The 25,622-nt window shown below is 73.1% G+C and carries 17 protein-coding genes; 9 read left to right on the forward strand and 8 right to left on the reverse strand.

What is annotated here, in order from left to right; translation table 11 throughout:
* Positions 1-256 precede the first annotated feature (256 nt).
* The 5 genes from leuA to ACZ6SQ_RS11445 all read left to right on the forward strand — a co-directional run bounded on the left by leuA (position 257) and on the right by ACZ6SQ_RS11445 (position 6,398).
* Complete coding sequence (leuA, locus tag ACZ6SQ_RS11425; RefSeq protein WP_469559475.1) at positions 257-1,978, forward strand: 2-isopropylmalate synthase; 1,722 nt, start codon at positions 257-259, stop codon at positions 1,976-1,978.
* Positions 1,979-2,185: 207 nt separating this feature from the next.
* Positions 2,186-2,884 (forward strand): tellurite resistance TerB family protein, encoded by a 699-nt coding sequence (locus ACZ6SQ_RS11430; protein ID WP_469559478.1) that lies wholly within the window; start codon positions 2,186-2,188, stop codon positions 2,882-2,884.
* Between the two features lie 124 nt (positions 2,885-3,008).
* Positions 3,009-4,133 (forward strand): effector-associated domain 2-containing protein, encoded by a 1,125-nt coding sequence (locus ACZ6SQ_RS11435; RefSeq protein ID WP_469559481.1) that lies wholly within the window; start codon positions 3,009-3,011, stop codon positions 4,131-4,133.
* A 136-nt stretch (positions 4,134-4,269) separates the two neighbouring features.
* Positions 4,270-4,458, forward strand: a complete 189-nt coding sequence (locus ACZ6SQ_RS11440; protein WP_469559484.1) for a hypothetical protein — start codon at positions 4,270-4,272, stop codon at positions 4,456-4,458.
* Positions 4,458-6,398: an aKG-HExxH-type peptide beta-hydroxylase gene (locus ACZ6SQ_RS11445; protein WP_469559487.1), complete on the forward strand. Its 1,941-nt coding sequence runs from the start codon at positions 4,458-4,460 to the stop codon at positions 6,396-6,398. The genes ACZ6SQ_RS11440 and ACZ6SQ_RS11445 overlap by 1 nt, the downstream gene beginning before the upstream one ends.
* A 76-nt stretch (positions 6,399-6,474) precedes the next feature.
* Here ACZ6SQ_RS11445 and fxsT read toward each other — a convergent pair whose 3' ends face one another.
* The 4 genes from fxsT to ACZ6SQ_RS11465 all read right to left on the reverse strand — a co-directional run bounded on the left by fxsT (position 6,475) and on the right by ACZ6SQ_RS11465 (position 15,026).
* Positions 6,475-10,887 (reverse strand): FxSxx-COOH system tetratricopeptide repeat protein, encoded by a 4,413-nt coding sequence (fxsT, locus tag ACZ6SQ_RS11450; protein WP_469559490.1) that lies wholly within the window; start codon positions 10,885-10,887, stop codon positions 6,475-6,477.
* Positions 10,888-10,988: 101 nt separating this feature from the next.
* Complete coding sequence (locus tag ACZ6SQ_RS11455; protein ID WP_469559492.1) at positions 10,989-11,975, reverse strand: AAA family ATPase; 987 nt, start codon at positions 11,973-11,975, stop codon at positions 10,989-10,991.
* Positions 11,976-12,025: 50 nt separating this feature from the next.
* Positions 12,026-13,600 carry a VMAP-C domain-containing protein gene (locus ACZ6SQ_RS11460; protein WP_469559495.1) on the reverse strand — a complete coding sequence of 525 codons (1,575 nt, stop codon included), beginning with the start codon at positions 13,598-13,600 and terminating at the stop codon, positions 12,026-12,028.
* Positions 13,601-13,796: 196 nt separating this feature from the next.
* Positions 13,797-15,026 (reverse strand): hypothetical protein, encoded by a 1,230-nt coding sequence (locus tag ACZ6SQ_RS11465; protein ID WP_469559498.1) that lies wholly within the window; start codon positions 15,024-15,026, stop codon positions 13,797-13,799.
* A gap of 291 nt (positions 15,027-15,317) precedes the next feature.
* Here ACZ6SQ_RS11465 and ACZ6SQ_RS11470 point away from each other — a divergent pair, with 291 nt between their 5' ends.
* From ACZ6SQ_RS11470 to ACZ6SQ_RS11485, 4 genes are all read left to right on the forward strand, one after another.
* A complete protein-coding gene (locus ACZ6SQ_RS11470) occupies positions 15,318-17,387 on the forward strand; it encodes an MMPL family transporter (RefSeq protein ID WP_469559501.1) in 2,070 nt (689 codons plus the stop codon).
* 123 nt (positions 17,388-17,510) lie between these two features.
* Positions 17,511-18,677 carry a sensor histidine kinase gene (locus ACZ6SQ_RS11475; RefSeq protein ID WP_469559609.1) on the forward strand — a complete coding sequence of 389 codons (1,167 nt, stop codon included), beginning with the start codon at positions 17,511-17,513 and terminating at the stop codon, positions 18,675-18,677.
* Positions 18,674-19,339 carry a response regulator transcription factor gene (locus tag ACZ6SQ_RS11480; RefSeq protein ID WP_386378417.1) on the forward strand — a complete coding sequence of 222 codons (666 nt, stop codon included), beginning with the start codon at positions 18,674-18,676 and terminating at the stop codon, positions 19,337-19,339. Before ACZ6SQ_RS11475 ends, ACZ6SQ_RS11480 begins: the two co-directional genes overlap by 4 nt.
* A gap of 70 nt (positions 19,340-19,409) precedes the next feature.
* On the forward strand, positions 19,410-20,597 hold the full coding sequence (locus ACZ6SQ_RS11485) for a sialidase family protein (protein ID WP_469559506.1): 1,188 nt from the start codon (positions 19,410-19,412) through the stop codon (positions 20,595-20,597).
* Positions 20,598-20,663: 66 nt separating this feature from the next.
* Here ACZ6SQ_RS11485 and ACZ6SQ_RS11490 read toward each other — a convergent pair whose 3' ends face one another.
* From ACZ6SQ_RS11490 to ACZ6SQ_RS11505, 4 genes are read right to left on the reverse strand one after another with little or no spacing between them, the layout of a single operon-like run.
* Positions 20,664-21,590, reverse strand: coding sequence for a dihydrodipicolinate synthase family protein (locus ACZ6SQ_RS11490; protein WP_469559509.1), 927 nt, complete (start codon positions 21,588-21,590; stop codon positions 20,664-20,666).
* On the reverse strand, positions 21,590-22,606 hold the full coding sequence (locus ACZ6SQ_RS11495; RefSeq protein ID WP_469559511.1) for an oligopeptide/dipeptide ABC transporter ATP-binding protein: 1,017 nt from the start codon (positions 22,604-22,606) through the stop codon (positions 21,590-21,592). The genes ACZ6SQ_RS11490 and ACZ6SQ_RS11495 overlap by 1 nt, the downstream gene beginning before the upstream one ends.
* Positions 22,606-24,663 (reverse strand): dipeptide/oligopeptide/nickel ABC transporter permease/ATP-binding protein, encoded by a 2,058-nt coding sequence (locus tag ACZ6SQ_RS11500; protein ID WP_469559514.1) that lies wholly within the window; start codon positions 24,661-24,663, stop codon positions 22,606-22,608. Before ACZ6SQ_RS11500 ends, ACZ6SQ_RS11495 begins: the two co-directional genes overlap by 1 nt.
* Positions 24,660-25,622: an ABC transporter permease gene (locus ACZ6SQ_RS11505; protein ID WP_386378412.1), complete on the reverse strand. Its 963-nt coding sequence runs from the start codon at positions 25,620-25,622 to the stop codon at positions 24,660-24,662. The genes ACZ6SQ_RS11500 and ACZ6SQ_RS11505 overlap by 4 nt, the downstream gene beginning before the upstream one ends.

The following is a 25,622-nucleotide window of genomic DNA, read 5'->3' on the forward strand; positions in this document are numbered from 1 at the left end:
GGTGCGGGTGGTTGCCCTGTGCTACCGGCCGCGTGACGTGGCACACCTTTTGTCCTGATATGGCACACGGTCCCGCATACTGATACACACCGCCACAACCGGAAGGGCTCGGCTAGCATGCTGCGCATCATGCGTTTCGGGCTGCTTCTTCTTAGCTGCCGCGGCGAGGGCCTGTAGTTCAGGTCGACTCCCTCCCCGCGGAGCTTCGTGTTGCGTGTCGGCCGTCCATCCGGACACCAAGAGGAGCCCCGCACTCATGGCGAACCGCCAGCAGCCCAGCACGATGCCGGTCCACAAGTACGGACAGTACGAGCAGGTCGACATCTCCGACCGGACCTGGCCGAACCAGCGGATCACCACCGCCCCCCGCTGGCTCTCCACCGACCTGCGTGACGGCAACCAGGCCCTGATCGACCCGATGTCGCCCGAGCGCAAGCGCCGGATGTTCGACCAGCTGGTCAAGATGGGCTACAAGGAGATCGAGGTCGGCTTCCCCGCCTCCGGCCAGACCGACTTCGACTTCGTGCGCTCCATCGTCGAGGAGCCCGGCGCGATCCCCGACGACGTCACCATCTCCGTACTGACCCAGGCCCGCGAGGACCTGATCGAGCGGACCGTGGAGTCCCTGAAGGGCGCCCGGCGGGCGACCGTCCACCTGTACAACGCGACCGCGCCCGTCTTCCGCCGGGTCGTCTTCCGCGGCTCCCAGGACGACATCAAGCAGATCGCCGTCGACGGCACCCGCCTGGTCGTCGAGTACGCCGAGAAACTGCTGGGCCCCGAGACGGAGTTCGGCTTCCAGTACAGCCCGGAGATCTTCACCGACACCGAGCTGGACTTCGCGCTGGAGGTCTGCGAGGCGGTGATGGACGTCTACCAGCCGGGTCCGGGCCGCGAGATCATCCTCAACCTGCCCGCCACCGTGGAGCGTTCGACGCCCTCCACGCACGCGGACCGCTTCGAGTGGATGCACCGCAACCTGACCCGCCGCGAGCACGTCGTGCTGTCGATCCACCCGCACAACGACCGCGGCACCGCCGTCGCCGCCGCCGAGCTGGCCCTGATGGCCGGCGCCGACCGCGTCGAGGGCTGCCTGTTCGGACAGGGCGAGCGCACCGGCAACGTCGACCTGGTCACCCTGGGCATGAACCTGTTCTCCCAGGGCGTCGACCCGCAGATCGACTTCTCCGACATCGACGAGATCCGTCGTACGTGGGAGTACTGCAACCAGATGGAGGTCCACCCGCGCCACCCGTACGTGGGCGACCTGGTCTACACGTCCTTCTCCGGCTCCCACCAGGACGCCATCAAGAAGGGCTTCGACGCCATGGAGGCCGACGCGGCCGCGAAGGGCGTCACCGTCGACGACATCGAGTGGGCGGTCCCCTATCTGCCGATCGACCCCAAGGACGTCGGCCGCTCCTACGAGGCGGTCATCCGGGTCAACTCGCAGTCGGGCAAGGGCGGTATCGCCTACGTCCTGAAGAACGACCACAAGCTGGACCTGCCGCGCCGGATGCAGATCGAGTTCTCGAAGCTCATCCAGGCCAAGACGGACGCCGAGGGCGGCGAGGTCACGCCGAAGGACATCTGGGCGGTCTTCCAGGACGAGTACCTGCCGAACCCGGAGAACCCCTGGGGCCGCATCCAGGTGCGCAACGGCCAGTCGACCACCGACACCGACGGCGTGGACACGCTCAAGGTGGAGGCCACGGTCGACGGCGTCGACACCGTCCTGGCCGGTACCGGCAACGGTCCGATCTCGGCCTTCTTCGACGCCCTGCAGTCCATCGGCATCGACGTACGCCTGCTGGACTACCAGGAGCACACGATGAGCGAGGGCGCCTCCGCGCAGGCCGCCTCGTACATCGAATGCGCGATCGACGGCAAGGTTCTGTGGGGCATCGGCATCGACGCGAACACGACACGTGCCTCGCTGAAGGCGGTCGTCTCCGCGGTGAACCGCGCCGCCCGCTGACCTCGCCGGACCGGCGCCCCGCCCGGTCCCCGGCCGCTTCGGACGCCCCGTCCGCCGCTCACCCGGCGGGCGGGGCACCGTCGTTTCCCGGCCAATCAACACCCCAGGTCACGGAAAGGTCTCGTCCAAGGTACTGACTGCACCTCCGTAATGTGGCTAACATCACGCCAGCGCGGCGATGTTGCCGCGGGCCTACGGAGGTGCGACGTGCTGCCAGGACGGGGACGAGACGGCCGAGCGGGCAAGGCTGTGCGCATCCTGGGCACCCGCACCGTGTGGACCGCCGTGGGCGACGGACAGTTCTTCTGCCCCGCCTGCGGGGGCGACCGCAACTACCAGCGGCTGACCGGCCGCCGCCGCTTCACCGTGCTGGGCGTGCCCCTCGTGGCGCGCGGCGAGACCGGCCCCGCCGTGGAGTGCGCCGCCTGCCGCCGCCGCTACGGCACCGACGTCCTCGACCACCCCACCACCAGCCGCTTCTCCGCGATGCTCCGGGACGCCGTGCACACGGTCGCCCTCGCGGTGCTGGCCGCGGGCGGCGGACCGCGCACCCCGCTCGCCCTGAGCGCCGCCGCCTCGGCCGTGCGCCGGGCCGGCTTCGACGACTGCACCGAGGAACAGCTCAACGCCCTGGTCGAGGCCCTCGCCGCGGACACCGGCCGGGTCTACGGCGCCCCCTGCGGTCCCGGTCTCGCCATAGAGCTCCACGAGGCCCTCGACCCGCTCGCCCCGCACCTCGCCCCGCCCGGCCGAGAGTCGATCCTCCTCCAGGGCGCCCGCATCGCCCTCGCCGACGGCCCGTACACCCCCGCGGAGCGCGAGGTGCTCGCCACGGTCGGCTCCGCGCTGACCATCACGGCCGATGAGGTCACCCGCCTCCTCGCGGCGGCCTGCACGCCGTCCTGACGGGCGCGGTGACCCCGCCCGGCCGGCGCACCGGCGGAGCGGTCGAATCCGCGGCGACGGCGCCACTGGCCGATTTCCGTCCGCCCCGCACAGCGTCGCTCCCGCGGTCCGGGAAACTCGCGGCATGAGCGTTCCGGAGGCGGCCGGGAGAGCGGTGCTCGTCGCCGTCGAGACCTACGAGGCCGGAAGCGGCTGGGACCTGGACGGCCCGGTGAGGGACATCCTCGCGTACCGGGCCTGGCTCCTGGAGCTGGGTCTCGCCCCGGATTCCGTCACCCATCTGGCCGCGCCCCTGCCCGGCAGCCGGGGCCTGCTGGAGGAGAGCGGCGTGCGGTGGCGGCCTGCCGACCGGGAGAACGTGCACCGGGCGCTGTTCCGGGAGACGGCCGGCACACCCGGCGACTGGCTGTGCGTCGCCTGGTCCGGTCACGGCCTCGTCGGCCTGGACGGACACCGCAGGCTGCTCTACGCCGACGCCGTGCCGAACGATCTGCGCAGCCTGGACCTGGAGGACGCGCTGGCCGCGTTCCGGTCCGACCTCGCCCCCGCCCTCCCGCGGCAGCTGTGGCTCGTCGACGCCTGCCAGACCTTCGCCGACGCGGCCACGGCGGGCGACGCGCTGCGCCCCGACCCCGTACCGCGCGGGCGGCTGCGCCCAGGACACCGGCAGGGCGTCGTCTTCGCCTGCGGCCCCGGCGGGACGACCCTCAACCGCGCACCGGGCACGGCTCCGGGCGGCGGCACCGGCCCTCCCTCCGCCTCGGGAGCCTTCAGCGCCGCCGCGCTGCACCTGCTGCGCACGCATCCGCATCTGCGTCACGACGCCGTCGAGCTGGGGAGGGCGCTGAGAGACCGGCTGCGGTCCGCGTCCGCGGCGCCGACCGCGCTGTGGTTCGAGGGCGGCGGACTGGCGGTGCGTGCCGAGGCCGACCGCAGCACCTCGCGGCGGCGCCTGGGGATCGCGGACCACCGCAGGCTCTACGAGGCGCTGGCCGCCGTCCCGGTCATGCGGGACCCCGGACTGCGCGCCGCCGTCATCGGGCGCCTGCCGTCCGCCCTCTGCGCGTCGGTGCCGCGTTCCGCCGTCATGCGGATGGAGATCCTGGAGCTGATCGACACCTGCCTGCTCTTCGAGAACGGGCTGGGGCATCTGTGGGAGGCGGTCGCGCTCTTCGACGCCGGGACGGTCGCGCTGGACGGGCTGCTGTCCGTCCTGAAGGACTACCCCGAGTGGTTCTCGACGGAGTGAGTCGGCCAACCACCTTGTGAGGCTGGCTGGTTGACGATGTTTCCGGCATGCGGGGCTTGGGCCATGATGTAAGGGACGTAGGGGCGGATCGCAGGATGAGCAGTGCTCTGTGACTTCGGGGGAGGTCTACCGCAGGATGGACAAGCCGGAACCCGCCATCGGGTCGGACCTGCCCGACCTGAACGACACCTCGCTGGAGGAACTGCGCGGTCGCTTCAGCGATCGCCGGGAGAAGGCCAAGGCGCGCCTGCTGGAGAGCGTCGGCAGGCCGGCGAGGAGCGCGTCTCCCGGCTCTGATGGTGTCACCTATCACGGGTCGGTGTGATGGCCCCGACTCCGGGAAGCACCGGAGGCCGGGAGCACCGACTGACCGCCCGGCAGTTCGAGAGTCTCACCAGGGCGGAAGGCGACGCCGACGCACTGGCCGAGTTGGCCGGAGCGGAACGCAGCCACCGGCTGCTGCTGCTGGATCTGCTCATGGACACGCTCACCCCGCTCACCGGCGTGGCGGGTCCTCTGCCCGACCCCCAGCGGGCCTGGGACCTGCTGTCGGCCGCTCAGCGGCACGACCCCGCGGCCGTCGACGAGGTCCTCGGCCTGCCCGAGACGGGCCTGTGGGCGGCCCAGCTGGTGAACCGCGTGTGCCGCCCTCGGCGTCGCGCGCTGCCGCTGTGGGCCGACGTGGGACATCTGCACTGCCTGGCCGCCGCGGCCGCGGTGCGCGCCGGTCTGGACTTCAGTTTCGCCGTGCCGTCGGTCGCGGGACGGGTCGATCTCCCCGCCCTCGGGCAGGCCCGGCTGCCGTACCGGGCGCCCGCCGAGACGGCCGTGCTGGCGGCCCGCGCGGGCACGGTCACGCTGACCACGCGGGTGGGAGAGCTACGGCTGCCGAGGGCACGGCACGGCCCGGTGGAGGACGGCCCGTCATCGGGCTGGCAGCCGCTGTACCGGGGCGAGCTGGGCGGGACCGGGACCGGGACCGGGACCGGAGCCGGTCCGGTCGCCTTCGCCCTCGACGACCTCGGCCCGCACCGGATCGCCGCCCTGCCCTCCGGTGCCGCCCGGCGGCTGACGGCCCCCGAAGCAGCCCGGCTGATCGGGCTGATCCGCAGCGGGTACGAGCGGATCGCCGAGAGCGACCCCGCGTCGGCCCGGACCGTGACGGCCCTGCTGCGTACCGTCCAGCCCCTGCCGGACCATGAGCCGTACCGGGTACGCAGTGCGAGCAGCGGTCACGCGGTGGGCGGGCTGGCGCTCTCCCGGCCCTCGTCCGATCTGGCCTGCGCGGAGGCCCTGGTCCACGAACTCCAGCACAGCAAGCTCAACGCGCTGGCCCATCTCGTCCCGCTGACGGAGCCGCAGCCGGGCCCCGAACGGCTCTACCGCGCGCCCTGGCGGGACGATCCGAGGCCGCTGTCCGGCGTACTCCAGGGCATCTACGCCTTCACCGGTGTCGCCCGTTTCTGGCGGAGCCGCACACGGCTGCCCGGCAGAGCGCACGACGCGTGCGCCTGGTTCGAGTTCGGGCTGCGCCGCCTGCAGTTGGCGCAGATCCTGCCCCAGGCGGTGGACGATCCACAGCTGACCGACGCGGGCCGCATGCTGCTGGAAGGGATACGGGCCACCGTCGCGGGCTGGTCGGCCGAGTCCCCGGAGGGTACAGGCGCGCGGGCGGCCGTCCTGCTGGCCGGCAGGCTGGCCGAGGACCACCGCACCCAGTGGCGGCTGCTCCATGTACGGCCGTACACCGCTGACGTCGAGCGGCTGACGGAGGTCTGGCTCGCCGGGGCCGAGCCGGTGCTGCCCGTCCGGCGGCGACTGGTGCGGACCGCCCGCGGCCGGCGGCATCTGGACACACGGACCGTGCTCGCGCGGATCGCCCTCGCCGATCCGCCCGCCCTGGACAAACTCCTGGACGTCATGGACGAGAACGGTGTGCCGGGCCTCGACGCCGTACCGGCCGATGTGATCTGGGCGTCGGGCGAACCGGCGATCGCCCGGGAGGACTACCGGCGCCGTCTGACCGCCGGAACGGACGAGCCGGCCGTCTGGGCGGGGCTGCGGCTCACCCTGGAGCAGGCCGACGGCCCTCGGCGCGCCGTCCAGGCACTGACCCGGGTGCCCGAGCTGGTGAGCGCGCTCGCGCGCGCCGTGAGGGAGCGCACCGGTGCCTCCGCCGATCCGGTGCGACTCGCCGAGTGGGTCGGTTCGGCATCGGCCGGCGGGGCGCCGGAAGAGGTCCGGACGGGGCGCTGCGACGGCTAGCCGACGCCGCCGCACGGCCGCGGGGCCCGGCGGGGCGGCGGTCGGCGTCTCACGGCCGGCCGCCGTCCGTCGGCGGCTAGAGGTACATCGCGTCGATGTCGGTGTTGGCCCGTCTCCAGGCCAGCGCGTCGTCGTACGCGGGATGCGCGGCACCCAGCTTCTCCGCGATCGCCGAGGCGGCCCGCGCCTGCATGGCCTGCGCCTCCTCGCCCCTGCCCAGGGCCCGAAGGCCGATGGCGAGATTGGCCCACAGCACCAGCGCGGTGGGGTGGCTGTCGCCCATGTGCTCGCGCACCCGGGCCACGGTCCGCTCGTCCAGCGCGTGCGCCGCTGCGGCGTCGCCCTGGGCGAACAGGTCGTTCGCCAGGTTGACGGCGGTGGCCAGGGTGTAGGGGTGGCCTTCGCCGAGCTGCTCCCTGAACCTGGCCAGCGCGTTCTCGTTGAGTTTGCGGGCGGTGTCCACCCGGTCCAGCAGCCGCAGGATCACGGCGAGGTCGGCGTCCGCGGCCAGGGTCGCCGGGTGATCGTCGCCCAGTGTCTCCGCGTACAGGTTCCGCGTGCGCTCGCACAGTGACAGCGCCTCCGGCAGCCGGCCGGTCTGCCGCAGGTCGATGGCATAGCTCAGCGCGACCTGGAGGACGTCCAGGGCCTTCTCGCCGTACGCCTCGGTGAGCGGTGTCAGTGCGGTGCGGGTGTTCTCCGCCGCCTCCTGGTGCAGGCCCGCCTTGCGCTGCGCGACACCCAGCCGGGCGAGGGACCGGAACGTGGAGCGGTGGTAGTCGCCGAACACCTCCCGGGTCTTCTCGACGTTCTCCTCGCACATGCTCAGGGACTGGGCGTACTCGCCCAGTTCCTGCCGGTCCACCTGCACCGAGGCGTCCGAGATCAGCGACAGTGGGTCGTCCGCCCCGAACATCTGCACCCGCTGGCGCCAGACCTCCTGATCCACTTCCAGCGCCCGGCGGTAGTCACCCATGCAACGCAGGGTCACCGCCAGGTTGAAGGCGTGCAAGAGCGTCGCGGGATCGTCCTCGCCGAAGGCGCGCAGCGCGCGCTGGTAGACGTCCTCGTCGAACTCCAGCGCGCCGCGGAAGTCTCCCCGCGTGCGGCGATCGGTGGCCAGCTGGCCCTTCGCCGTGAGCAGCTCCTCCTCCATGTCGGGGCCGAGCGCCTCCAGCGTGGCGAACAGCCGCTCCCCGAGCCGGGCCGACTCGGCGTACTGGCCCATGCGCAGCATCACGAAGCGCAGATGCTGTCCGAGCGCGAGGGTCTGCGGGTCCTCCTCGCCGAACCGCTCGCTCCAGCTGTCGTACACCTGGTTGCCGAAGCTCAGGGCCGCGTTGTGGTCGCCCCACAGGAAGAGGTAACGAGCCACCAGATAGACCATCTGCCGCACATTGCGATGCGACGACTGCATCGCTCCCGAGACGATCACATGCGGGTACAGCTCACCGAAGCGCGGCCAGCTCTGGGGATCGCTCGGTGCGCTCGGAGTGTTGGCGGCGAGCAGCAGATGGGCCCCGTGACGGAAACGCTCGCGCTGCTCCTCCGTCATCCGGGCTTTGAGCACCGCCTGCACCAGCCGGTGCATCTGGATCGAATTCGTCCGGTGGTCGATCTTCGCCAGGGAATAGCGGTTGATCTCGCGAATGGCCCGGCTGAGCCGGATGGGGTCGGTGAAGATCAGATCCAGTTCGGGTGCGATGGGTTCGGCCACCGCATTGGAGAAGAATTGCCGGTTGATCGGATCCGGTGCGAAATACGAGCACAGCTGGAGAAGTTGCAGCGCGCCGGGGTTCTTGGTCTCCACATGGTCGAGAGACACGTTCCACGCGGTGGCGACCGTTTCCTCGTACTGGGTAGGCGGGGACACCGCCATGAGTTCGGAGCGTTTTTCCTCAAACACCCTCAAGTATTCGGCAGCGGGCATCCCGGTCTCGGCGCGCCACGCCGAAGCCTGCTCGACGGCCAGTGGCAGGTCGCCGAGGACCTCGGCCAGCATGCCGGCGTCGTCGTCGGTGAGGTCGGGGTTCCGGCGGCGCAACAACTGGATGCTTTCCGGGCGGGTGAACACGTCGACCTCCAGCGGATGGGCCAAGGTGTTCCACTGGGGATTGCGTGACGTCACGATCACCGATCCGGTGGGGCCGCCCTCGGCGGCACTCGGGAAGAACTCCTGCACCGCGTTGGGGCTTTCCGCGTTGTCGAAGACCAGAAGCCACTTGCCGTAGGGAACACCAGTGCGCAGCGCTTCCAGTACGGCGGGAACGGCGGTGATGGCCTCGGCGCTGACGGGGAGATGAAGCCGACGGGACATTTCCACGAATGCCTGCTGGATCTGTGTGGGCCGTTCGGCCGCGATCCACCACACCAGTTCGAATTCGGCGGCGTGCCGGTAGACGAACTCCAGTGCTAGCTGCGACTTTCCTACTCCGCCCATTCCGTGCAGGGCGTGCGGCAGGACCGCCGTCGGACCCGAGCGCAGCCCGCGCTCCAGGGCGACCAGGAGTTCGTCACGGCCTGTGAACACCAGATTCCTCGGTGGCATGTTCCCCCAGACCGCGGGCCGGGCGGGTCGAGGGCCACGTGCGGTCAGACGTTGTGTGTGCTCGCGCTCGGACGCGGCGGGGACCGTGCTCACGGGTGTGTCTCCTTCTGCTGGATCAGTTCCAGCCGTGTCGGGTGTCGCCGAGGCACGGGGGGAGATGCCGTCGAGCACCGGATCGGGCCAACTCGAAAACGATCTAGGGGCCGGGTCGGAAACGGCGGGGTGCTCCGAACCGGGCGCGGTGGGCGGGTTGGGGGCGCGCGAGAGGTGCGCGTCGCTGCGGGGGCTGCGCCGGGCCGCCAGCACGTCGAGTTCCCTCGCCCGGTGGCTGTGCTCGGAACTCATCGCGTGCAGTACGGCGCGCTCGACCTCCCGGAACTCCGCGTCGGCGGGGCCGACCCGGACGGGGCCGGAGCTCTGGCCGCCGAAGTAGGCGAGCAGGTCACGGGCGGCCGGGCTGCGCGCCGCCAGCAGCTCGGCCGTGTGCCGGATCACGCGTTCCGTCGCGTGCCGGGAGCCGTAGGAGAGCAGTTCCTCGCGCACGCCCGGCGCGAAGAGATAGGACAGATGGGCGTCGCCGTACCACAGCAGCGGCGAGACGAGTCCGCTGAGCAGGAACTCGGCCATGTGCTCCGGCCCGGTGAGCGGCATGGTGCGCCGCTGGACCTCGGTCATCGTCGACAGGTCCAGCCGCACCGCCGCCATATGGGTGGCGAGCTGGAACGCCTCGGGGGAGGCCCATCCGCGGAAGGCCGCCACCTGTGTGACGGGATCGGTGTGCGGAGTGTGATGCCCGCCTTCCAGCGGTGTTCGTACGCTGGTGAGGACGGCGGACAGTTCGATGTCCCGCGGCTCCTCCGCGCCGACGAACCGCGCCCACGGATCCAGCCAGTCCCCATCCAGCTGGAGGACGGGCACGGGCACCGCAGACGCTCTGCCGATGCGGGTCAGCAACACCTCCGACAGCGCCTCGGCCGGCTCCCACACCGGTCGGCGGCCGTCGGCCCAGGGGCCGGACGCCCGCATCCTGACCCACGACGGATGCAGTCCCGTCCGGTGCCACAGACGTTGCGGCAGCATGTGCAGTACGGCCACCGGCTGCCGCCTGCCCCACAGGGCCAGCAGCCGCTGCGCCGCGCCCGAGCGCCACGCGGGCGCGGCGCCGTCGGTCAGCACGAAGACGACCGACCGTCCCGTCGGGTCGACCAGACCGCGCGGCGAGGTCGGCCGCGCCCGAAGCGCCGGACCGGGCAGCGACACGGTGGCCCGGTCGGTGGAGGACGCGTCCAGCGCCACCTCGGTGACGTCACGGAAGCCCCCGAAGCGCTGGGCGATCTTCGCGAAGCGGCCCGTGACGTCCCGCCACACCGCCATGTGCGGGGCCGTGTCCACCACCAGCACCGCGCGCCATCGCCGCTCGGCCGTGGGCCGGAGCACCGGCGGCAGCGACGGGGCGAGGGCGATGCGCTCCGCCGTGGCCTCGTGGTCCAGTTCGGCGTCGTACGCGGACGCGACAGCCGTCCGGAAGGCGCGCAGCGCCCGGCCCACTGCCCGGTTGCCGGTGGACCGCCAGGCGGCCAGCGGCCCTGTCCGGGGCAGGGGCCGGCGCAGCTCGTCAAGCGGCTCCGTACCGTCCCCGGACCCGGTCGGCACGGGTGGTCCCGACATCCCGCTGTCCGGCAGGACGTCCTCGGGCGGGTTCGGCTCGGCGTGCGGGACGACAGGCTCTCGCCGTAAGCCGTCGGTCTCCGGTTGCTCCGGTTGCTCCGGTCGCTCCGGGCGTTCGGTGCCGGGCACCTCGGCGCCCGGTGACCCTTCCTGCCGAGCCGGGAGCGGTGCTCCCGGGCCGGCGTCGCCCCCTGGGCCGGGCGCCGGGTCCGGGGGTGGCACCACACCGGTCAGCCAGGGATGCTCACCGGCCACCCACAGGGCGTCGGCCACTTCCCGTGGATGAAGACGCGCAAGTGGACGGTGTTCCTCGGCGGGCGCGCCCGGCCCGGCCCGGCCGCGCACGCCCCGCCCGTGAGGAGCGGGGTCGTGTGTCACGCCGGTTCCGCCCCCTCACCACCGAGGGGATGCCAGATCTCCCGCAGAACCTGCGCCCAGTCGTCGCCCTCGTCCGGCGCGTAGTGGCCCGAGGTGACGAGGTGCGCCGCGTTGAGCAGCATGTCCGCTGCCAGTCCGCCCACTTGGTCGCTGCGGCGCAGGAAGTCGCGGATGAGCCGCTCCTGGTGGCTGCCCAGCCGGTCCCCGAAGTGCGCTGCCACCAGCTCGCCCAGGGCCGCGGCGTCGGGGTCGGGGATGTCCAGGCGCAGACACCGGCGCATGAACGCCTCGGGGAACTCGCGCTCGCCGTTGGACGTCATGACGATGACGGGGAAGGCGTGGCAGCGCACCACGCCCTCGGTGACCTCGGCCGTACCGCCCGGATCGGCGGTGTGGACCGAGGCGACGGGCTCCTGCGCCTTCGCCCTGACCAGCGGCGGGACCTCGTAGAAGCCGTCCTCGAAGAGGGTGAGCAGGTCGTTCGGCAGATCGATGTCGCACTTGTCGATCTCGTCGATGAGCAGCACGCGAGGCAGCCGGTACGGGAGCAGGGCGCTGCCGAGGGGTCCCAGCTGGACGAAGTCACCCGTGCCGGTCGGTGAGCCGCCTCCCGACGCGGCTCCCTGCAGGGCCTGGGCGCGGCCTATGGCGTCGTACTCGAACAGCCCCGAAGCGAGCGTGGTCCGGCTGGTCACCGCCCAGTGCAGGACCCGCCCCAGCCGTAACTCCCGCGCGATCCGGTAGGCGAGGCCCGACTTGCCCACTCCCGGACGGCCCGTCACGAGCAGGGGCCTGCGCAGCAGCAGTGCCGCGTTGACCAGCCGCACCTCCTCCGGACGGGGGCGACGGGCCGTGCGCGGTCTGCCGAGCCTGCGGTCGGCCTCGTCGTCCTCGGGGGGCGGGGGCATCACCGGCGGTGCGTCGAAAGCGCGCCAGGGTGGCCCCGCGGGCCAGACGCGCTCGGCGTACGGGACGTCCGGCACCGGTACGCCGGCACCCTGGTAGAGGGGTTCACCATGCTCCGCCGGCAGGTTCAATCGGTCCCCCCTACGAACGTGGCGGGAGCACTCGGGCCCCCGTCGAGAAGATGCTCAGGGTCGTCCCAGATCATGCCCAGCGCACGGACGGCCTCGGGGTCGAGCGGGACCGGCCGGGCAGCCGCGGCTTCCGTCTTCCACTGTCGCGCCCGCTGCGGGATCGCGGCCAGCCCCTCTTCGGCCATCGCGTCCCGGACCGCGGCACGCCATGCGGGCGCCACGTCGTCCTGCCGGTGGTACATCACAATGGGCACTCCCAGATCCAGGGCCAGGCTCACCTCCTGCATGCCCAACTGGCCGTGTTTCAGAGGCGGTTCACACAGAAGTACGCCCACCACATCATCGTCGCTGCCGATGGCTACGTCCAGGGCTGCCAAGTGGTCCATCGGGTTACGGGACTGCTCCGGCCAGGCACACTCATGCACAACGCGCCGTCCGTGCCCGGGGTTTCTGTCCTGGGCCTTCCAGTGCGCCCACCGCGCTCTCCACGCGCGGTGCAGTTCAGGCCGTTGCACACGTTCCAGACTGTGGACGGAGATCCGGTACGTACTCAGCAGGGGGTTGGCGTAGCCACGGGTCGGATCGCGGTCCCAGTACTCGATCGGCTCGGTGAGCAGGTCGAGCGGAAGGAAGAACTCCAGGGCGACCAGCTGCTCCTGGCGGTTGTGCCACAGCCTCGACATCGTGGTCAGCAGGGTCGCCACACACGGGCCGAGCTGCTCGCGGGTGACGGGCTCCTCGGGGTCGGCGCCCGCTGCCCGGTGCAGGGTGAGGGAGTCCGAATACCGTACACAGGCCGACACGTGGTAGCGCGGCCGCCCGCCACGGCGTCGGCCGGCGGCGGGCCTGGGGGTGCGGTCCGGGGCGATTCTTATGTACACGCGGATGACGGGCCGTCCGTCGGCCCCCGCCCCCCGCCCGGCCGGCTCGGGCCGCGCCGCCGTGGCCGCGGAGACACCGGACCCGGCCGGCCCGGCGCCGTCCTCGGCAGGTGGCGCTCCGCCCCGCTCCGCGCCCTCCAGCCGCCGACGCAGGGCGCGCAGCCCCGTGTCACCGTCCAGCAGCTGCCACTCCTTGGCGAAATGGTCGTTCCACGCGCGTATCTCACCGACGGAGTCCGCCAGTTCCGGCCGTTGGGCGAGGTGCTCGAGCAGAACCATGCTCGGCGGCAGACCGCCCGCCGGGGCGTTGGCGTCGGCGAGATGGACGAAGGCCTGCCACGGCGTCCCGCAGTGGGCGGGCAGGCTCAACCGGCCCCGTGTCAACGACAAGACCAGGGAGGCCAGTTCGGGCAGCCGCAGCTGGAGCGCCGCCCGCAGGGACCTCCAGTCCCGGCCCGCGTACACGGTGTGCGCCCGCCACTCGTCCAGCAGGGGCCGAAGATGCGGCACGAGAGCGGGTGCGACCAGATCGGTGGCGCTGATCAGCCCCTCCAGATCCTCGTCCCGCTGCGCACACGCCCCGACCACGCTGAGGAACTCCTGACGCGGCACCGCGTAGGCGGCCTGCGGCACCCCGTCCACCAGCTGGTCGACCCACTGCCGCCACAGCTGACGCCCCTGCTCCCGCATCAACCCCCCGGCAGGCTCCGAAAGCACCGCGACAAAGGCCTCCACCAGCGCAAATTGGACTTTGTCGAACCGCTTTCTCTCCACGCGCGTTCCCCCTCGCACCGCGGTAGGCCGTCGTGCCGCGCGGACACACCCGGCGTTGACTCTCCAGTCTTCCGGGCCGATCGATGCCCAGCACCGTCGACCCCCCGGCGCCTCACGGCGGACCGGCCCCGTCCAGCACGCCCGTCAGCGCGGCGTAGAAGCGGTCGTTGGCCCAGTACGCCCCGTGCGCGGCAGAGACCGGCTGCCGATTGTCCACCTCCAGATCGGTGACCCCGCCCCGGAACACCTCGGCCGCGGTGTAGGAGAGCAGGTCCCGTCGGTCGTAGACGTTGAGCCAGTGCGGGAAGCCGTCCGGCAGACCGCTTCCGTACGGGCGGGAGGGCAGGGCGTCCAGTTCGTAGAGAAGAGGCACCTGCGAGCCGACGGTGACCAGGGCGGCGACCCCGCCCGGCCGCCCGTCCTGGGCGCGGCCCTGCAGGACCCCCGAAGCCAGCAGGTCGAAGCAGACCACACCGCCCAGGCTGTGGCCGAGCAGCACCACCGGCCCGGGCTGTTCCCGCACCGACCGCGCCACCAGCGCTCGCACCCCCTCGCCCCGGACGAGATAGCGCGCGATGTCACCGAAGAACCCCACCGACCTGCCGCTCCACGCGGTCCGCCGGGCCACGGCCAGGCGGGAGCCCAGCGCGTTCTCGAACAGGCGGGCGCCGAGCCGCGTGGCAGCGGCCACCGCCTCCGGCAACGCCCGCACGTCACCGCCCAACTCCTGGGTCAGCCGGTCCACCAGCGCGTCCCTCACCGCCACCGCCTGACACCCGGGGTCGTCCTCGCGGGCCAGTGCGTACGCCACCAGCGCCCGGGCCGTCAGCCTGGGCAGAGCGACGGCCTCGGCGGCATGCGCGGCCGCCCGGCGCAGCGCCCCGGCGGAGGCCACCGCCGCCGCGGCCTCCGCCAGGGACAGCCCGAGCGCGGCGTCCGTCCACGCCGAGACCACGTCCTGGCGGTCCGCAAGTCCCTCCAGCACGAGCAGCAGCCGGTCCCCCGGCGCGAGACCGCCCGGTACGAAGGGTGCGCCGGCGGCCGGGGCCGTCAGGGCGAGCAGTTCCAGTTCGGCGAAGGGGTCCGCGTACAGCAGCGCCCAGCGGGCGATCTCCTCGTCCTCCCCGGCAGGCGCGGCCGGACCCCGCCCGCCCTGTTCGACGAAGCCGGGGATCGACGCACCACCCTCCCGCAGGTATGTGCCCAGAGCCGCGCCCCAGTCGCACGCCTCCACGCGGACCTCGGGGTGACGGGCGGCGATCTCGGAGCGGACGCGCTTCAGCGCCGCGCCGTCGGAGAACTCGCGCACGCCCGTGCCGTGCACGAACAGAACCGTCACCATGAACGCACCCCCCGGTCGGATCGCGTCGGACCGTACGCAAGCACTCAACGCGCAAGGACGGCACGGCGTTCCGGCGGGCCTGCCCGAAGGATCGGGCGCGGCCGGCGGGCCGTGCCGGGAAGACGGCGCATACCCGTCGGGCGAGGGGATTACTCCCTGAGGAGTAACCGGGCCCGCACAACACCTCGGGCAGTACCCCCGAACTCGCCCTCGAGCCCGACGATCCGGTCCCCGTCGGGCGGGAGTCTTGAGGACGTCCAGACAAGCCGTGCCGGAGGGAGGGCCCGATCCATGGGGGCCGGAAACACGCAGACGAGACGACGAGCGGTGCCCTGGCTGCTGCTCGCCCTGTGGGTCGGCGTGCTCGCCGTCGTCTCGCCGTTCGCCGCGAAACTCGCCGATGTGCAGCACGACCGGATCACCGACTACCTGCCCGCGAGCGCCGACTCCACGAAGGTGGCCGAGCTCCAGGAGCAACTGCCCGGCGGCGAGACCACCCAGCTGGTGCTCGTCTACCACCGCGACGGCGGCCTCACCCCGGCCGACCGCGAGACCGCCGAACGCCAGGTCGCCCGGATCGCCGGCGAGCACGAGCTGACCGCCGACCCGCGGGGCGTGCCCGCCGCGGACGGCGCGACCCTCATGTACCCCGTCGCCACCAACGAGCCCGGCTCCGACGAGGACCTGCGCGACGCGTTCGTCGAGGACGTCCGCGACACCGCGCACTCCACGGACGGCCTCACCGTCGAGGTCGGCGGCCCCGGCGCGCTGAACACAGACGCCGCCAAGGTGTACGACTCCCTCGGCGGCCCGCTGCTCTACACCACCGTCGCCGTCGTCGCCGTCCTGCTGATCCTCATCTACCGCAGCCCCGTGCTGTGGCTGGTCCCGCTGGTCGTCGCCGGGATCGCCGACTATCTGTCGATGGGCGTCGCCTACGGCCTCAACCAGGCCTTCGGCACCACCGTCTCCGGACAGAGCTCCGGCATCATGACGATCCTGGTGTTCGGCGCGGGCACCGACTACGCCCTGCTCATCGTCTCCCGCTACCGCGAGGAGCTGCGCCGCATCGAGCGGCCGTACGAGGCCATGCTCGCGGCCCTGCGCGGCTGCGGCCCCGCCGTGCTCGCCTCCTCCGGCACCGTCGCCGCCGGACTGCTGTGCCTGCTGGCCGCCGACCTGAACTCCAACCGGGGCATGGGCCCCCTCGGCACCGTCGGTGTGCTGTGCGCCCTGGTCGCGATGCTCACCCTGCTGCCCGCGATCCTGGTGCTGCTCGGCCGCCGGGTGTTCTGGCCGCTGGTCCCGGCCTTCGGCAGCACGCCCAAGGCGCGCCGCTCGCTGTTCGCCGCGATGGGCAGCTCGGCCGGCCGGCGCCCGGTGACCGTCCTGGTCAGCGGCGCCCTGGCGCTCGGCGCGCTCGCCCTCGGCGCCCTCAACCTGCCCGGCAGCCTGAAGCAGGAGGACTCCTTCGTCGACCGGCCGGAGTCCGTCGCCGCGATGCGGACCCTGGCCGCCGCCTACCCCGAGAGCTCGGGCCAGCCCATCACCGTGATGACGCCGACCGGGCGCGCCGAGGCCACCGTCACCGCGATCCGGGCCACCGACGGCGTCGACAGCGCCACCCCGGGCCGCGCGGGCGAGGGCTGGACCGAGATCTCCGTCCTCGCCTCCGCGCCGCCGCAGACCCCCGCGGAGACCCGCACGATCGAGACGCTGCGCGACAGGCTCGACGGCTCCTACGTCGGCGGCCCCAGCGCCCAGCAGCTCGACCTGAAGGACACCAACGCCCGCGACCGGCTCGTGGTCGTGCCGATCGTCCTCGTCTCCGTCCTGCTCATCCTGATCGCCCTGCTGCGCTCCCTGGTCGCCCCGCTGCTCCTGGTGGCCGCCGTGGTCGCGGTGTGGGGCGCCGCCCTCGGCCTCGGCGGGCTGGTGTTCGAGCCGGTGTTCGGCTTCGAGGGCACCGATCCCGGGCTCGGGCTGCTGTCCTTCGTGTTCCTGGTCGCCCTCGGCGTCGACTACGGCATCTTCCTGATGCACCGGATGCGCGAGGAGTCCCTGGCCGGGGCCGAGCCCGCGGCGGCGGCGCTCACCGCCCTGCGCACCACCGGCGGGGTGATCGCCTCGGCGGGCCTGGTGCTCGCCGCGACCTTCTCGGTGCTGATGAACATGGGCCTGGTCCAGCTCGTGGAACTCGGCTTCGTGATCGCCGTCGGCGTCCTGCTGGACACCTTCCTGGTGCGCACCTACCTGGTCACCAGCGCGAGCGTGGCGCTCGGCCGGAAGGTGTGGTGGCCGGGGCGGATGTCCAAGGCGCCCGCGCCCGAGACCGCCGTGCGGCAGCCGGAACGCGTCTGACCCCCGCGCCGCGGCCACCGCGGACGACCCGAGGACGCCCCTCCCTGCCGGAGGGGCGTCCTCCTCACGGAAGATGTGACCGTGTCCGAAGCAGCTCTCAAACCCCGCGTCGGCGAGCGGATCATGGCGGCGGTCAACCGCGACCCGCTCACGGCCCCGCACGCCCTGCGCAACGACGCCCTCCTCGCGCTGACGGCCGCCGTCCACGCCGTCGTCGTCGCCCTGACCACCGACGACGGGCGGCGGCCCGACGCGCTCGGCTGGACGCTGCTGCTCCTCGCGCAGGCCGCCGTGGTGTGGCGGCGGCGCCGTCCGCTGCTGGTGCTGGCCGCCGTGGTCGCGCTCATCGCCCCCTACCACGCCCTCGACTTCAACCACGCGGCGCCGACCGCGGCCGCGTACGTGGCCCTGTACACCGTCGCCGTCACCAGCGCCCCCCGCACCAGCCTGCTGATCACGGTGTCGGTCCTCGGTGTGGTGATCAGCATCATGCTGGCCGTCAACACCCATAAGGCCCTGGAACTGCTGAAGGTCTCCGGCTGGCTGATCTCCGTGGTCCTCGCGGGCATCAGCGTGCGCGGCTACCGGCAGTACGTCGCCGCCGTCGTCGAACGCGCCGAACGCGCCGAACGCACCCGTGAGGAGGAGGCCCGCCGCCGGGTCGCCGAGGAACGGCTGCGCATCGCCCGCGACCTGCACGACCTGCTCGCCCACAGCATCACCCTGATCGGCGTGCAGACCTCCGTCGCCGCCCACGTGCTGGGCGCCGACCCCGACCGCCTGGACCGCGCGGCCGTCGCCAGGTCCCTGGACGACATCGCCGAGACCTGCCGCACCGCCCGCGGCGAACTGCGCACCACCCTGGAGGTGCTGCGCGAGCACGGCATCCCCGACGGGCGCGAACCGCTGCCCGGCCTCGGTGGACTGGACGGCCTGGCGGAGGCCGCGCGGGCCTCCGGGGCCAGCGTCGACCTCGCCGTCGAGGCCGACGCCGTACCGCCCGCGGTGGGCGCGGCCGCCTACCGGATCGTGCAGGAGGCCCTCACCAACGCCGTACGGCACGGCGGGCGCGAGGACCTCGGCATCCGGGTCGGGGTGCGCTCCGGGGAGGGCGCGCTGCGGGTCACCGTCACCGACGACGGGGCCGGCGCCGGAGGGGGCACCCCCGGCTTCGGGCTGGTCGGCATGCGCGAACGGGCCCGCAGCGTCGGCGGCACCGTGGACGCCGGGCCGCTGCCCGAGGCGGGTTTCGAGGTCAGTGCCGTCCTGCCGCTGGGAGGAGTCCAGTGACGATCCGTGTCCTGCTCGCCGACGACCAGACCCTGGTCCGGGCCGCCTTCGCCATGCTCGTCGAGTCCGCTCAGGACATGGCGGTCGTCGGACAGGCCGGCAACGGCCGGGAGGCCGTGGAGCTGGCCCGCAGCGAACGAGCCGACCTGGTGGTGATGGACATCCGCATGCCCGACCTCGACGGCATCGAGGCCACCCGGCTGATCGCCGCCGACGAGGACCTGGCCGGGGTGAAGGTCCTGGTGCTCACCACCTACGACACCGACGAGCACATCGTGGAGGCGCTGCGCGCGGGCGCCTCCGGCTTCCTGGTGAAGGACACCCGTCCGGCCGAGCTCCTGGAGGCGATCCGCACGGTGGCCGGCGGGGACGCCCTGCTGTCGCCCGGACCGACCTCCCGGCTCATCGCCCGCTTCCTGCGCAGCCCCACCGCGACCCCCGCCGAGGGCGGCCCCGAGTGTCTGTCGGAGCGCGAGCGCGAGGTGCTCACCCTGGTCGCCCGCGGGCTGAACAACACCGAGATCGGCGAGACGCTGGGGCTGAGCCCGCTCACCGCGAAGACCCACGTCAGCCGCATCATGGGCAAGCTGGGCGCCCGCGACCGGGCGCAACTGGTCATCGTGGCGTACGAGTCGGGGCTGGTGACGCCGGGAGCGTCGTGACGGAGTAAATCCTACGATCTGTCAGGACTCGTGCGATCATCGGGATCTCCGCCACCCGTGAGGGAGAGGGATGACCCGTCTGAGCCGTACCCTCCTCGTCGCCTCCGTCCTTCTCGGCACGCTCTCGGTGCCGGTCTCCGCCTCCGCCGCGTCCGGCTGCACGGGGTCCGTCCCCTATGTCGCCGGGCAGGGCGGCTACGCCGCCTACCGCGTCCCGGCCGCCGTCGCCACCGGCCTCGGCACGGTCCTCGCCTTCGCCGAGGGCCGCCGGGACGGGGCGGGTGACACCGGCACCATCGACGTGGTGCTGCGCCGCTCCGACGACGGCGGCTGCACCTGGGGCCCGCTCACGGTGGTGGCCGCCGGGGAGGGCGACACCCGGGGCAACCCGGCCCCCGTGTTCGACCCGTACACCGGCGCCGTCGTCCTCGTCACCTCGTACAACAGCGGGGCGGTGACCGAGGAGCAGATCATGCGCGGCGAGGTCACCGACGCCCAGAGCCGCCGGGTGTTCGTGCAGCGCAGCTGGGACGACGGCCGCAGCTTCGGCCCGCCGCAGGAGATCACCGCGCAGGTGAAGCCGCCCGGCTGGCGCTGGTACGCCACCGGCCCCGGACACGCCGTCGTGCTCACCCGGGGCCCGCACGCCGGCCGGCTGGTCGTCCCCGCCAACCACTCGGCCGCCCCGCCCCCGGGCTCCGGCGACACCGGCCAGGAGCCCCGCTACTACGGCGGCCACACCCTCTACAGCGACGACGGCGGGGTCACCTGGCGGCTCGGATTCGTCGACGACACCTACGACGGATTCGCCAACACCAACGAGACCAGCGCCACCCAACTGCCCGACGGCCGGGTCTACTTCTCCGCCCGCGACCAGCACGGCCTGTCCACCGGCAACCGGCTCGACAGCACGTCCGCCGACGGCGGCGAGAATCTGGAGCGGCCCTACGCGGTCCAGCCCACGCTGAACGACGTGCCGGTGGTCCAGGCGAGCGTGCTGCAACTGGGCGATCCCGGCGCCCCGCTGCTGTTCTCCGGGCCGTCGGTGCCCACCACCCGGCAGGCCCTGGCGGTGTGGCGCTCCACCGACGGAGGGCGCACCTTCGCCAAGGTGCTCACTCTGTCCGACCGCAAGGCCGCCTACTCCGACCTGGTCCGGATCAACGCGGGCACGGCCGGGGTGCTGTACGAGACGGGGACGGCGAGCGCCTACGAGACGATCGAGTTCCGCAGGCTCCCGGCCGAGCTGCTGTACTGAGGCCGCTCGGCGCGGCCGGGGCGGGCGGCCCGGCGGGCCGTGGCGAGGGGCCGTGGCGCCGGGGTCTCACAGCAGTCCGGCCCCGGCCAGTACCTTGCCCACCCGCTCGACCTCGCCCTCGGACAGCGGCACCTGGGGCGCGGCCGTCGCCGGGCAGTCGATGATCCCGCGCAGCTGCAGGGCCGCCTTGAACGCGCCCAGCGCCGAGGAACTCGGCCCCATCCGGGCGGGGTCGCCGACGCCGGTCATGCGGAACAGGGTGCACAGCCGCTCCTGCTCCGAGCGGGCCCGCTCCCAGTCGCCCGCCCGGCACAGCCGGTACAGCCGGACGTAGCCGTGCGGGTCGACGTTCGCCAGGCCCGGCACCGCCCCGTCGGCGCCCATCGCCAGGGCCGCGTCCATGACGACCTCCGACCCGGTGAGCACGGAGAAGCCGGGCAGGCCACGGGCCCCGGTGAGGACCTCGCGGAAGGCGCCCAGGTCGCCGCTGGAGTCCTTCAGCCCGGCCAGCACACCCTCCGCGGCCAGCTCCAGCACCACGTCGGCGGGCAGCTTCGAGTGCACCGCGGCCGGGATGTCGTAGGCCACGACGGGGACCGGGGAGGCGGCGGCGAGCAGACGGTAGTGGCGGGCGATCTCGGCCGGGTGGGTGCGGGCGTAGAACGGGGCGGTGACGACCACGCCGTTCGCGCCCGCCGCGGCGGCGGAGGCGACGTGCTCCGCCACCCGCGCGGTCGTCATGTCGATCGCGCCCGCCAGCACCGGCAGCCGCCCGTCCGCGTGGCCGACGGCGGTCTCCACCACCAGGCGGCGCTGCCGGTCCGTCAGGAACGCGGCCTCGGAGGTCGATCCGAGCACGAACAGCCCGTGCACCCCGCCGGCCACCAGATGGTCGATCAGCCGGCGCAGCGAGGGCACGTCCACCTCGCCCTCCGGGGTCAGGGGCGTGCAGACGGGCGGTACGACACCGGACAGCGGGGCGGGCAGGGTCATCAGGGCTCCCTGGGGCGGATCTGGGCGGCGAGATCGCGGGTCGACTCGTCCTCCTGCACGGGATGGTGGCACCGAAAGCGGTGTTCTGTCCCGGAAGCATGGCGGAAGTCCGGCATGACCGCTCCGCACAGCTCGTCCGCTTTCCAGCAGCGGGTGCGGAACGGGCACCCGCTCGGCGGCCGGGTCGCCGACGGCACCGGGCCTCTCAGCGGGATCGGCTCGACCGGCGCCAGCAGGCCGGGCGCGGCGGAGAACAGGGCACGCGTGTAGGGGTGCCGGGCACGGTCGGCGACCAGGCCGGCCGGGGCCTCCTCGACGATCCGGCCCAGATACATCGTGATCACCCGGTCGCTCATCCGCCGTACGGTCTGGATGTCGTGCGAGACGAACACCAGCGCCAGACCCAGGCGTTCCTTCAGATCCAGCAGCAGATTCAGGATCTGCGCGCGCACCGACACGTCCAGCGCGCTCGTCGGCTCGTCCGCCACCACCAGGCCCGGCTCCAGCGCCAGCGCCCGCGCGATGGCCACCCGCTGGCGCTGACCGCCCGACAGACTCCCCGGCAGCGCGTCCGCCAGCGCGGGCGGCAGGCCCACCAGCGCCATCAGCTCCCGCACCCGCGCGTCCCGCCCGGCCGCGCCGCCGTGCCCGTGCACATCCAGCGGATCGCGCAGGATGCGCCGCACCGGCAGCCGCCGGTTCAGCGCGGTCGAGGGGTCCTGGAACACCATCCCGGCGGACCGCCCGACGGTCGCCCGGCGCTCCCCGGCGGGCATCGCCCACAGATCCCGGCCCCGGAAGGACACCGTGCCCGCGGCCGGCCGCTCCACCCCCACCAGCACCTTCGCCAGCGTCGACTTCCCGCACCCCGACTCGCCCACCACCCCCACCGTCTCGCCCGGCGCGACCGCCAGACTCGCCCCGGTCAGGGCGTACACCCGGTCCCGGCGCAGCAGTCCGCCGCCGCGCGCCCGGTGCACCACGTGCACGTCGTTCACCTCGATCAGCGCGCTCATCAGGTCAACGCCTCGCTCTCCACGGCCGTCGGGTCCACCACGGGATGCCGGCAGGCGACCGTGTGCGCCGGCGGGCCCACCGGGAGCGGCACGGCCGCGCGGCACAGCTCGTCGGCCCGTCCGCACCGGTCGGCGAAGCGGCAGCCCGCGGGAAAGTCCGCCGGGGACGGGACGGCACCCCTGATCTGGCTCAGCCGCTCGTCCGAGGACTCCAGCGACAGCACACTGCCGAGCAGTCCGCGCGTGTACGGGTGGGCCGGCGCCGCGACCAGCCCGGCCGTCACCCCCGACTCCACGATCTGCCCGCCGTACATCACCACGATCCGGTCGGTGACGTCCGCGACCAGCGCGAGATCGTGCGAGACGAGGACCAGCGCGAAGCCGAGCTCCTCGCGCAGCCGCAGCAGCAGCTTCATGACCTGCGCCTGCACCGTCACGTCCAGCGCGGTCGTCGGCTCGTCGGCGACGATCAGCTTCGGGTCGCGGGACAGCGCCATCGCGATCAGGACACGCTGGCGCTGGCCGCCGGACAGCTCGTGCGGATAGCTGCGCAGGGTGCGCACGGGGTCCAGGCCGACCAGCGCCAGCAGTTCGGCCGGGCTTCTGCGGCCGCCCCGCCGGACCACCTGCCGCAGCTGCGCCCGCACGGTCATCGCCGGGTTCAGCGAGGACAGCGCGTCCTGGTACACCATCGCCATGTCGTGGCCCAGCATCCGCCGCCGCGCCTTCGCCGGTACGGCGGTCAGCTCGCGGCCCAGGAAACGGATCTCGCCGCGCACCCGGGCGCCCTTCGGCGGCAGGCCCATCACGGTGAGCGCGGTCAGCGACTTGCCGCAGCCGGACTCGCCGACCAGACCCAGCACCTCACCGGGGCGCACCTCGAAGCCGACCCCCGCGACGACGTCCACGCCGCGGTGCCGCCCCTCGAAGCCGACGTGCAGGTCCCGCACGGCCAGGACGGGATCGCCCCCGGGGAGCGGACGGGCCCGGTCCCGCAGCCGGCGCGCGGCGGCCTCGAGGGCGGGCAGGGGGAGGAGCCCCTCGGGACCGGCCGCCGGCTTCGGGGGCGCCCCGGTGTTCCCCGGCTGCCCGAAGCCGTCGGCGTCCCCGGCGCCCTCGGCGTGCCCGTCCTTCCCGTCCTGCCCGGTGTCCCCGGCGTTCCCGGCGTCCGCCCCCCGGTCCGCCGCCGGGGCCGCCCACGCGTCCGACACCCCCTCCGACAGGACGTTCAGCGCCAGCACGGTCGCCAGCATCAGCAGGCCCGGGAACACGGTGGCCCACCAGCCGCCGGTCAGGACCATGTTCTTGCCGTCGGCGATGACGCTGCCCCAGGACGGGTCCGGGGGCCGCACCCCCGCGCCGATGAAGGACAGGGACGCCTCGAACACGATCGCCTCGGCGACCTGCACCGTGCAGAACACCAGCACGGGAGCGAGGCAGTTGACGGCCACGTGCCGGAGGACGATGTGCGGGGTGCGGGCACCGATCACCCGCTCGGCCGTCACATAGTCCTCGCCGTACTGGTCGAGGACGTTGGCCCGCACGACCCGCGCCACCGGCGGCGTGAACAGGAACGCGATCGCGCAGATCAGTACGGTGATGCCGCCGCCGAACACCGCGACCAGGACCGCCGCCAGGGCGATCCCCGGGAACGCCATCACCACGTCCAGACAGCGCATCAGCGTCTCGTCGACGCTTCTGCGGGAGGTCGCGGCGACCGCGCCGAGCAGCGCGCCCACGACCAGGGCCAGCAGGGTCGCGCCCAGCCCGATGGCCAGCGACCAGCGCGCCCCGTACATCAGCCGGCTCAGGATGTCCCGGCCCAGGCTGTCCTGGCCCATCCAGTGGGCGGCCGAGGGATGCCCGCTGCCGTCGGTCAGCGGCTGCTGGTCGAGCGGGTCGTACGGGGCGAGCAGCGGCGCGAACACCGCGCTCAGCGCGACGACGCCGAGCAGGCAGACGGCGGCCTTCGACGGCGCGGACAGCTGTTGCCGGCCGCGCAGCCGGACACCGCCCGGCCGGGTGAGCGCCTCGGTGAGGTTCTTGCGCGTGATCACGGTCCGGCGTCCCTCAGTCGCGGGTTGACCAGGAGATAGAGGATGTCGATGACCAGGTTCACCACCACGAACCCGGCCGCGGTGGTCAGTACGACGCCCTGCACGACGGCCGGGTCGCCGTTCTTCACGGCGTCGATCATCAGCTTGCCCATGCCGGGCAGCGCGAAGATCGTCTCGATGACGACCGCGCCGCCCAGCAGATAGCCGACCCGCAGCCCGAGCACGGTCAGCGGGTTCACCAGGGCGTTGCGCAGCACGTTGCGGCCGACCACGACCCGGGGCGGCAGCCCGCTGCCGATCGCGGTGCGGACGTAGTCCTTGTCCAGCTCCTCCACCATCGAGGTGCGCACCACGCGGGTGAGCTGGGCGGCGACCGGCAGGGACAGGGCGAGCGCGGGCAGCGCCATGGTGCTCAGCCAGCCGGTGACCGAGTCGGCCGGGTTGATGTAGCCGCCGGTGGGGAACCAGCCCAGCTCCACCGCCAGGTACTGGATCATCAGCAGGGCCAGCCAGAAGCCGGGCGCGGCCACGCCGATCAGGGACACCGCCCGCACCAGCTGGTCCGGCACCCGGTCCCGGTGGATCGCCGCGGCGACCCCGCCGAGCAGCGCCAGCACCATCGCGATGCCGAGGCCGAGGAAGGTCAGCTGGAGCGTGAGAGGCAGGGCGGTCGCGACCAGCTCCAGCACCGGTGCCCCGGTCAGCGCGCTGGTGCCCAGGTCGCCGTGCAGGAGGTCGTCGACGAAGTGGGCGTAGCGCACGGGCAGCGGGTCGAGCAGGCCGTGCTCCTCGCGGAAGGCGCGCAGCTGCCCGGGTGTCGGATTCGCGCCCTGGAAGAACGCGGACGCCGGGTCGACGTCCGAGAACCGCATCACCAGGAACACGAACAGCACGATCCCCAGCATCAGCGGCACCAGCAGCGCGAGCCGGCGGGCCAGGATGCGTACGACGGCCGTCAT

Source organism: Streptomyces sp. NPDC048600 (assembly GCF_055587025.1).

Bases quoted from the DNA above. Each gene is read 5' to 3' on its own strand.
- leuA (WP_469559475.1), top strand. From the start codon at position 257: ATGGCGAACCGCCAGCAGCCCAGCACGATGCCGGTCCACAAGTACGGA.
- ACZ6SQ_RS11435 (WP_469559481.1), top strand. From the start codon at position 3,009: ATGAGCGTTCCGGAGGCGGCCGGGAGAGCGGTGCTCGTCGCCGTCGAG.
- ACZ6SQ_RS11440 (WP_469559484.1), top strand. From the start codon at position 4,270: ATGGACAAGCCGGAACCCGCCATCGGGTCGGACCTGCCCGACCTGAAC.
- ACZ6SQ_RS11445 (WP_469559487.1), top strand. From the start codon at position 4,458: ATGGCCCCGACTCCGGGAAGCACCGGAGGCCGGGAGCACCGACTGACC.
- ACZ6SQ_RS11460 (WP_469559495.1), bottom strand. From the start codon at position 13,600: ATGCGGGAGCAGGGGCGTCAGCTGTGGCGGCAGTGGGTCGACCAGCTG.
- ACZ6SQ_RS11465 (WP_469559498.1), bottom strand. From the start codon at position 15,026: ATGGTGACGGTTCTGTTCGTGCACGGCACGGGCGTGCGCGAGTTCTCC.
- ACZ6SQ_RS11470 (WP_469559501.1), top strand. From the start codon at position 15,318: ATGGGGGCCGGAAACACGCAGACGAGACGACGAGCGGTGCCCTGGCTG.
- ACZ6SQ_RS11475 (WP_469559609.1), top strand. From the start codon at position 17,511: ATGGCGGCGGTCAACCGCGACCCGCTCACGGCCCCGCACGCCCTGCGC.
- ACZ6SQ_RS11485 (WP_469559506.1), top strand. From the start codon at position 19,410: ATGACCCGTCTGAGCCGTACCCTCCTCGTCGCCTCCGTCCTTCTCGGC.
- ACZ6SQ_RS11490 (WP_469559509.1), bottom strand. From the start codon at position 21,590: ATGACCCTGCCCGCCCCGCTGTCCGGTGTCGTACCGCCCGTCTGCACG.
- ACZ6SQ_RS11495 (WP_469559511.1), bottom strand. From the start codon at position 22,606: ATGAGCGCGCTGATCGAGGTGAACGACGTGCACGTGGTGCACCGGGCG.
- ACZ6SQ_RS11505 (WP_386378412.1), bottom strand. From the start codon at position 25,622: ATGACGGCCGTCGTACGCATCCTGGCCCGCCGGCTCGCGCTGCTGGTG.